Here is an 8,758-nt window from a genome sequence, read left to right as displayed (position 1 = left end):
AATAATAACGATTTAAAAGCTGCTGTTTTGAAAGTCGACGAAGGAAACAGGATCGTTAAAATGTCGTTCGCAAATGAGCTTCCGCATGTCGGTTTTCAAGGTTATGTCGGGAGAATTTTTAGTTCATCTGATGAATTATTCGGTGAAGTCAAAATCCCAAATTACGCAGAAACCCATTATTTATTACCTCTTACAATGAATTATGAAATTGATATTTGGGGCAAAAATCATCTGATTACAAAATCCAAAAAGAAACAATTAGAGATGATAAAACAAGATGAAAGAGCCTCTTATATTTATATTTCATCAGCTTTTGCCGTTGATTATTACAATTTAATCAGAACGGATAAATTGATTTCTTATCAAAAGGAACTTATTGAATTGCAAAATAAAATTATAGACTCTTATAAAACAAAATATGAACTTGGAACAGCAACCCTTTCTGACATTGAACAAGCTCAAAAGAATTTGACCTATATGAAGGAAGAATTACAAAAACTAAAAGAACAGATACAAGGAATGAAAGAAAACTTACAGGAGCAGAAACAAGAGTTAAAGGAATGGAAACAAAAATGTGATCAAAAGGATCATGAGCTCCAACAAATAAAAGATCAACTCAAATATACCAATCAATCCATGGAACATGCTTTTAAAAATTCCTTACAAGCAAAGAATTTATCGGTTGCAATAGCTCATGTTCAAAGACTACTTCAAAAAACTTCTCCCCTGTATCAAGAATATTGTGTAGAAGAACTTCAAGAAATCCTTCAAAAAAATGGATTCTATAACCGGGTCTCTCTTCCTTTAGATAAAACGAAGTCTTACAAGAGCAAACAATTGGAAACTACTTTAAAAAAGTATTTCTTAGAGCATCGATCCAAACGAAATATTAAAATGAAAGAAGCTCTATCGTCTTGGGGTTTAGATCCCAAAACCATTCGTAAAGTGTTTCGAAATATGGTCACTCATTTTCCGATGGTGTTTAGCTTTGAGAAGGTTGATGTTCGTAATAAAGCTCTTTGTCTTTTGAATCGAGATCTATTTCATAAAATGATGATTCATTGGTAAAAAAAGGATTGAATCAATTTAAATCAAATAATTTTAGATAGCGAAAGCTCTATAAAAAATAAAATCTAATATCCATATTTTAAAAGAATTATAAGGTTTTTCTGTTACTATTAAGTTTATTAGCTAACTTTTTCATACTATGATCATTCAATTAAAGTTTATTTTATGTTGAAGAGTTCATTTTTATTATTGATAGATATCCAAAAACAAAGAATTGTTTTAGAGAGTCTAAGATTTATTGTATATAGGGATTTTATGTAGGGAAAATCCTTTTTTTACAATTTAGATGATAATATGAAAGTATTTATAGAAACTTATGGATGTACATTTAATCAGGCTGATTCTGAGATTATGGCAGGGGTTCTAAATGAAAACGATATAGAACTTGTTGACAATCATGAAGATGCAGATGCAATTATTGTAAATACTTGCTATGTTAAATTGCCTACTGAAAGTAAGGTAATCAACAGAATCAAGGCTCTTCAGGAAGATTTTCCGGAAAAGAAGATTATTGTTGGAGGGTGTATGGTTGAGGTGGATCCTAAAAAACTTGAAAATATTGGGCCGAATTGTTCATGGATTGGACCTCATCAGCTTAACAAGACAGCGGATGTTGTAAAATCTGCAATCTCAGGTGAGGTCGCTCGTGAATTTGGTTTTTCAGATGAACCTAAGGTTTGTGTTCCTAAAATACGTCAAGATCCTTATATTCATGTTATTCAAATTTGTGAAGGTTGTTTAGGTGCGTGTACCTATTGCTGTACTCGTTTTGCTAGAGGTCACTTAAACAGTTATCCCATAGAGGATATTGTTGAGGAGGCAAAAAATGCAATTGAGGACGGCTGTGTTGAGATTCAATTGACTGCTCAGGACACATCTGCCTTTGGAAAGGACAGTGGTGAAAAATTATCTGATTTGATTAAGGCAGTCGCTAATTTAGATGGTGAATTCAGGGTACGTGTTGGTATGATGCATCCTAAAAACATTGGAAATGATTTGGAAAATTTAATTGAAGCATTTAAAATGGAAAAGGTTTTCAATTTCCTTCATTTGCCAATTCAATCTGGAAGTGATGCTGTATTGAAACATATGAGAAGAAATCATACTGTTGAGGATTATAAGCATATTGTAAAAAGATTTAAGGAGGAGATTCCTGACTTGACATTGGCTACAGATATCATTATTGGTTATCCTACTGAAACGGAGGATGACTTTATGAAAACTGTGGAGCTTGTTGAGGAAATTAAATTCAACCTTTTGCATCTGTCCAAATATCAGCATAGGGAAGGAGCCATTTCATCTTCATTGGAGAATATTCCCTCTGATGATATGAGAAGGAGATCAAAATATTTGACTGATATTAAGTTTAAGATAATTGAAGATGAAAATAAGGTATTAAAGGACAAGGAATTTGATGTTGTGGTTCTTGAAAAAGGATCTAAGGGAGGATTTATTGCCAAGACAGATTCATATATTCCTGTTGTTGTTAAGGATGTTAATTTAGGTGAATTTATTAGGGTTCACATTGATGAAACAACTGGAACATATTTGATTGGACATAAGATTTAATTTCATGTTTTTAATTTAAATTTTCTTATTTTTTTTATTCATTTTAGCTATTTTTTTTATTCGTTTTATCTATTTTTTTATTTAATTTTCTTATTTTTTTTATTCATTTTAGCTATTTTTTTTATTAGTTTTAGCTATTTTTTTATTTTTATTTTCTTTTAGATTTTTCTTTTTAATTTTTTAAAATTTCTTTAATTTATTATTATAAAATTTTTATAAAAATTCTATTGAAATAATTTCTAAAAATTCATTATTTTTACTTTTAACACTTATTTTAACTCATATTTTTATTTTAAATGATAATTTGTGTTTTATTTGCGATTTAAAAAAAATTTTTCTTATTTAGTTTTTTTAAAATATTATTGTTCTTTATTTGTCTATTTAACTTTATTTAACTAATTATTAGTTAATTTAAGAGTTTTAAAAAGGTTTATTTTTTAAGAGTTCTAAGCCTTTAATTTATCTATTTTACTATAAATTTTTATTATATTTTATTGATTTCTTTTAATATTTTCTTATTATTAAAAAACAATATTTCTATTACTATATAGTTGATAATAAGTGATTTAATACTTTAAAAAAACAAAACCTTTATATAATATGTAAAACAACATTTTAATTGGAGGTGAAAATATGAGTGAATTACCAATCGCACCTGTCGGTCGTATCTTAAAAAATGCTGGCGCACAAAGAATTAGCGATGATGCAAAAGTTGCATTAGCTGAAGCTTTAGAAGAAAAAGGTGACGAATTAGCACAAAAAGCTGTTAACTTCGCACGCCACGCTGGTAGAAAAACCGTAAAAGCTGAAGATATTAAATTAGCAATTAAATAGGTTTTCTATTTACTTTTTTAATAATTAAGATTTAGATTTAAGTAATTTATTACTTATTTCTTTTCTTAAAATGTATTTCGATAGTAGAACTACTTTTTTTATTTTTTTTATTTTTATTTTTATCACTCTTTAGACTATTTTATCGTCAATTTTTGACAATTTTGATTTTTCAATTCATTATTTGATTTATCAGTGGATTTATTATTTGATTTATCATTGGATTCATCATTGGATTTATTATTTGATTTATTAAATGTGATCCTTAAAAAATAATTTAATTTATTATTTGATTTATTAAATGTGATCCTTAAAAAATAATTTAATTTATTAATTGGATTTGATTTTAATTTGATCCTTTGAAAAAATAATTCAAATTAATTCTTTTTTTAAACTCTTCCATTAACAACATTTATATACTATTATTACTATATTATAATATGTCTAGTTCTCTAGAATTTATTTCATTAATACTAAATTGAAAAATTTTATATTATTAGCTAATTTTACTTAAACTAATAATATTCATTGAAAATATTAAACTAGGTGAATTGCTCTATTTTATTTAAATTCATTTAGGCTTTATTATTTAGTGATGTGAATATAATATTTAGAGTTATAGATTAAAACTTTAAATCTGTAATTATAATTGAATTTTTTACTCTTAGGCTATTTGCTGTAAGATATCTTTTTAAATGATTTTATTTTATTTAAAAAGCTATAGATATTTTTTGAATCGTTTTAAGTTTTATCTATAATTATTTGGTTATTTTACGGATTTTAAAAATTGTAATTATTCTTCTGATTATTCTGCTTATTTAATAAAATTTAAGCAATCGGTTATTTTAAAATAATTATAAATTTATGGTTGTTAAAAATAACTTTAAATAATTGGAGCTTATCTTTAATCATAATCATTTTTTGTTTTATGCTTATTTTAACCGGATAATTACTGTTTTAATTATTATAATTGTATCATATTTATTAAAATCTAAAAAAATGAGATTTTATTGCAGTTATAATATTGCCGATGGATGGCAAAAGCCAGATGAAAAAGGAGGTAAATTATATGGCAAACATTTATGTAAAATTTGACACACCTGAAGAAATCGCTAATAAAGCAGAAGAAGCTTTAGGAATCGCACAAAGTACTGGTAAAGTAGCAAAAGGAACTAATGAAGTAACTAAATTTATTGAAAGAGGAAGCGCAGCTTTAGTCGTTATCGCAGAAGATGTTGATCCTGCTGAAATCGTTGCTCACATTCCTGTTCTCGCAGAAGAAAAAGAAATTCCTTACGTATACTTAGCAACCAAAGATAAAGTTGGTGCAGCTGCTGGTTTAAGTGTTGGTACTGCTTCCGCTTGTATTGTTGATGCTGGAGACGCAGCTGATTTAGTAGCTGAAGTTGTTGAAAAAGTAGCAGAACTTAAAGAATAAGTATCAGCTCTGTTTAGAAGATATTTATCTTCAATATAACTAACAGGTGATAATATGGAAGAAGGAAGTCCAGCAGAAGTTATTGAAGTTCTTAACAGAACTGGAATGACTGGAGAAATTATGCAAGTAAAATGCAGAATTCTCGATGGAAGAGACAAAGGAAGAATTTTAACAAGAAATATCATGGGCCCTGTACGTGAAGGCGATATTTTAATGTTACTCGACACAATTAGAGAAGCTAAGGAGATTAGAACTCCTTAAATAACTTAAATTAAGTTATTGCTTATTATTAAGAAGGTGTTTTAACATGAGAACTTGTTCATTCTGTGGTAAAGAAATAGAGGAAGGTACTGGAAAAATGTATGTTAAGAAAGATGGTACAATCTATTTCTTCTGTGGTAGTAAATGTGAAAAAAATATGATTAAACTTGGTAGAGTACCAAGAAAAGTTAAATGGGTTAAACAATGATTGAAAAAAGCTTTGTTATGATGAAACCTGATGCGGTATCCAGACGTTTAATGGGTCAAATTTTAAGCCGTTTCGAAGATAAGGGTCTTAAAATTGTTGCATTAAAATTAAGACAAATCGATGAAGATTTAGCTAAAAAGCATTATGGAGAACACTCTGAAAAACCATTTTTTGAAGGTTTAGTAGAATATATCACTTCATCTCCTGCTTTAACCATGGTTATTGAAGGGGACGACGCTATTTCCGTAATTAGAAAGATGGTCGGAGCAACCAATCCTAAAGAAGCTGATGTTGGAACTATCAGAGGTGACTTTGGTATGGACACTGGTAGAAACATCATTCACGCATCTGATGCACCTGAATCTGCAGAAAGAGAAATTGCTCTCTTCTTCGACGAAGATGAAATTTGTGATTATTCCATGTCTGATAACGCTTGGATTTACGAATAGATTTATAAAATTTAATTTTAATTGTTTATCTAATTAAAAATAATTCATTTAAATCAATTAAAATTATAAAATTAGTTCAAATTCGTTTTTTCAATTATTTGACTTATAGTTTTATTAAATCTTAAAATTTATTATTGAATTTCGATTATTGAAATTTGATTCATTATTTATTCAATTTATTTAATTATAAAAATTGCCTTATTTATTTGCAAAAAATTTTAAAATGTGTAGGAGGAGTTAATATGAAAATCAGATCCCCAATTGTATCTGTTTTAGGTCATGTAGATCATGGTAAAACAACATTATTGGATTATATTAGAGGAAGTACAGTAGCTGATAGAGAGGCTGGTGGTATTACTCAACATATCGGAGCTACAGAAATACCTATTGATACAGTAAATGAAATCTGCGGAGACTTTATTTCACGTTTATCAATCAAAGATACAATTCCTGGATTGTTTTTTGTAGACACTCCTGGACATGCAGCATTCACTTCCTTAAGAAAACGTGGTGGGGCATTGGCAGACTTGGCTATCCTGATTGTAGACATAAATGAAGGTTTCAAACCTCAAACCTATGAGGCAATCAATATTCTCAAGATGTATAAGACTCCATTTATCGTTGCGGCAAATAAAATCGACAGACTTTTCGGTTGGGAAACTCATGAGGGAGCTTCCTTTATGGAAAGTTTTAAGCAACAGGCTCCAAGTGTACAAACTGACTTGGACTTAAAGATTTATGAGCTTGTCGGTAAATTGCATGAGGAAGGTTTCCAATCCGAAAGATTTGACAGGGTTGAGAATTTTGCAAGTCAAATCACAATCATCCCAATGTGTGCAAAATCAGGTGAAGGCGTAATTGAACTTATTGCAATGTTACTTGGTCTTGCTCAGGAATATTTAACCAAGCAATTGGAAATTCATGAGGACGCTCCAGCTAAGGGAACAGTCTTGGAAGTTAAGGAAGAGACTGGTCTTGGAGTTACCGTTGACAGCATTATCTATGACGGTGTTCTTCGTGATGGTGATGAGATAGCTTTAATGGATGCAAACAATGTGGTTACAACTAAAATCAGATCCATTTTAAGGCCTTTGCCTCTTGAAGAGATGAGGGATTCAAAGAAGAAATTTAAAAAGGTTGATGAGGTTGTTGCTGCAGCAGGTATTAAGATAGCTGCTCCAAATCTTGATGATGTTGTTTCAGGATCTCCTTTAAGAGTTTTAAATGATGAGGAAGATGTTGAAGCAGAATTGTTAAAGGAATTGGAGGACATTACTGTTGATACTGATGATGAAGGTTTATTTGTTAAGGCAGATACCTTAGGGTCCCTTGAAGCTGTAGTTCACTTGCTTAAGGAGATTGACATTCCAATCAGGTCAGCTGAAATCGGTGATGTCAACAAGAGGGATGTTATTGACGCTTCAATTGCAAAGGATGAAAACATTGAGCATGGGGTAATCATTGCATTCAATGTAAAGGTCAATCCTAAGGCTGAAGATGACTTAAAGAATTCCGGAGTCAAGTTATTTGCCGGAGATGTAATCTATCAAATCATTGAGGATTATGAAGAGTGGGTAAGGGCTAGAAAAGAGGCTCAGAAAAAACAATGGCTTGATGCTGTTATCAAACCTGCAAAATTCATGATTCTTCCTAAATTGATATTCAGGCAAAGCAAACCTGCAATCTGTGGAATTGAAGTTGAGGCAGGTACAGTCAAGCAAGGTCACTCTGTAATGAATGCAAACGGTGAGTATGTAGGAACCATTGCAAGTATGGAGGACAAGGGTGAAACCCTATCTGCAATCTCCAGAGGTCAAAGGGTTGCTATGGCAATCAATGATGCTGTGGCAGGCAAAAACTTTGAGGAAGGAGACACATTGTATATTGATGTTCCTGAAAAGCATTATAAGATTTTGGAACGTGAATTTAAGGACAAATTGAATGAGGACGAGTTTACAACAATGGGAGAAATCCTTGAAATTAAACGCAGACAGGATCCTGATTGGGGTAAGTTTGGTCTTTTTGAATAATTATTAAATTTATTCGGATTTTTGAATAAGAAAAGTTTAAATTAAATCTTATTCTAATTTTTGAATAAGAAAAGTTTAAATTAAAGTCTATATTCAGATTTTAAAATATTTATTAAAGTTTAAGATTATAATTCTATGATTTAACGGGAGATTAAATTCCTAGGAAATAAAAGGAGGAATTTTATTGGTATTTAAAGTTGTTGTTTCTGAAAAAGAATTAAGTTATCAAGTTGAAATTGATGACACAAAACAATTAAACGGCTTAAAAATCGGTGAAGAATTTGATGGTCAAATCGTAGGTTTAGATGGCTACACTTTAAAAATCACCGGTGGTAGTGACAAAAACGGTTTTGCTATGAAAAAAGACGTTGATGGTCCTAGAAGAATCAAAAGTCTTTTAACTGGTGGAATTGGTTACAAACCTAAAGCTGATGGTGTTAAAAAGAGAAAAACTGTCAGAGGAAACACTATCTCTGAAGACATTGTTCAAATTAACACTATTGTTACCAAAGCAGGTAGCAAATCCATTAACGATATCTTAAATCCTGAAGAAGAGGAAGCAGAAGAATAATTCTGTTAATCTTTAAAGATTTATTTTATCTTTGAAAAATAAAATTGGAAAATTTTTAAATTTTCTTATTATTTTTTTATTTTTCATTAATTTAAAATTAAAATATTCTATTAATTTAATAATAAGTTTTTATTATTTCTTTAATAGTTTTATTAATTCAAATTTAAATTATTCAAATTTATTATTTATTTAAATTAATTAATTATTCAAATTCGTTATTTAAATTAATAAGTAATTAAAATTTATTATTTATTTAAATTAATTAATTATTCAAATTTGTTATTTAAATTAATAAGTAATTAAAATTTATTATTTATTTAAATTAATTAATTA

At 29.2% G+C, this 8,758-nt stretch carries 9 protein-coding genes; all 9 read left to right on the top strand.

Annotated elements, in window-relative coordinates; all coding sequences use genetic code 11:
- Positions 1-1,068 (top strand): TolC family protein (locus tag Q0138_RS06440; RefSeq protein WP_297982222.1); only part of this gene is annotated, 1,068 nt, incomplete at its 5' end.
- A 294-nt stretch (positions 1,069-1,362) separates the two neighbouring features.
- Entirely contained in the window at positions 1,363-2,637 is a 1,275-nt protein-coding gene (locus Q0138_RS06435; RefSeq protein ID WP_297982219.1) for a tRNA (N(6)-L-threonylcarbamoyladenosine(37)-C(2))-methylthiotransferase, read from the top strand.
- Positions 2,638-3,270: 633 nt separating this feature from the next.
- Positions 3,271-3,471, top strand: coding sequence for a histone family protein (locus tag Q0138_RS06430; RefSeq protein WP_297982217.1), 201 nt, complete (start codon positions 3,271-3,273; stop codon positions 3,469-3,471).
- Positions 3,472-4,537: 1,066 nt separating this feature from the next.
- Positions 4,538-4,906 carry a 50S ribosomal protein L7Ae gene (rpl7ae, locus tag Q0138_RS06425; protein WP_297982224.1) on the top strand — a complete coding sequence of 123 codons (369 nt, stop codon included), beginning with the start codon at positions 4,538-4,540 and terminating at the stop codon, positions 4,904-4,906.
- Positions 4,907-4,960: 54 nt separating this feature from the next.
- Entirely contained in the window at positions 4,961-5,167 is a 207-nt protein-coding gene (locus Q0138_RS06420) for a 30S ribosomal protein S28e (protein ID WP_292777638.1), read from the top strand.
- A gap of 46 nt (positions 5,168-5,213) precedes the next feature.
- A complete protein-coding gene (locus Q0138_RS06415) occupies positions 5,214-5,375 on the top strand; it encodes a 50S ribosomal protein L24e (protein WP_297982213.1) in 162 nt (53 codons plus the stop codon).
- Positions 5,372-5,824, top strand: a complete 453-nt coding sequence (gene ndk, locus Q0138_RS06410; protein WP_297982210.1) for a nucleoside-diphosphate kinase — start codon at positions 5,372-5,374, stop codon at positions 5,822-5,824. The genes Q0138_RS06415 and ndk overlap by 4 nt, the downstream gene beginning before the upstream one ends.
- A gap of 242 nt (positions 5,825-6,066) precedes the next feature.
- A complete protein-coding gene (infB, locus tag Q0138_RS06405; RefSeq protein WP_297982207.1) occupies positions 6,067-7,854 on the top strand; it encodes a translation initiation factor IF-2 in 1,788 nt (595 codons plus the stop codon).
- Between the two features lie 184 nt (positions 7,855-8,038).
- Positions 8,039-8,425, top strand: coding sequence for a 30S ribosomal protein S6e (locus Q0138_RS06400; RefSeq protein WP_297982204.1), 387 nt, complete (start codon positions 8,039-8,041; stop codon positions 8,423-8,425).
- Positions 8,426-8,758: the final 333 nt, after the last annotated feature.

Source organism: uncultured Methanobrevibacter sp. (assembly GCF_937906425.1).
In the GTDB taxonomy this organism is placed as follows: Archaea; Methanobacteriota; Methanobacteria; order Methanobacteriales; family Methanobacteriaceae; genus Methanobrevibacter.
This window is presented reverse-complemented; position numbering and strand designations above follow the sequence as displayed.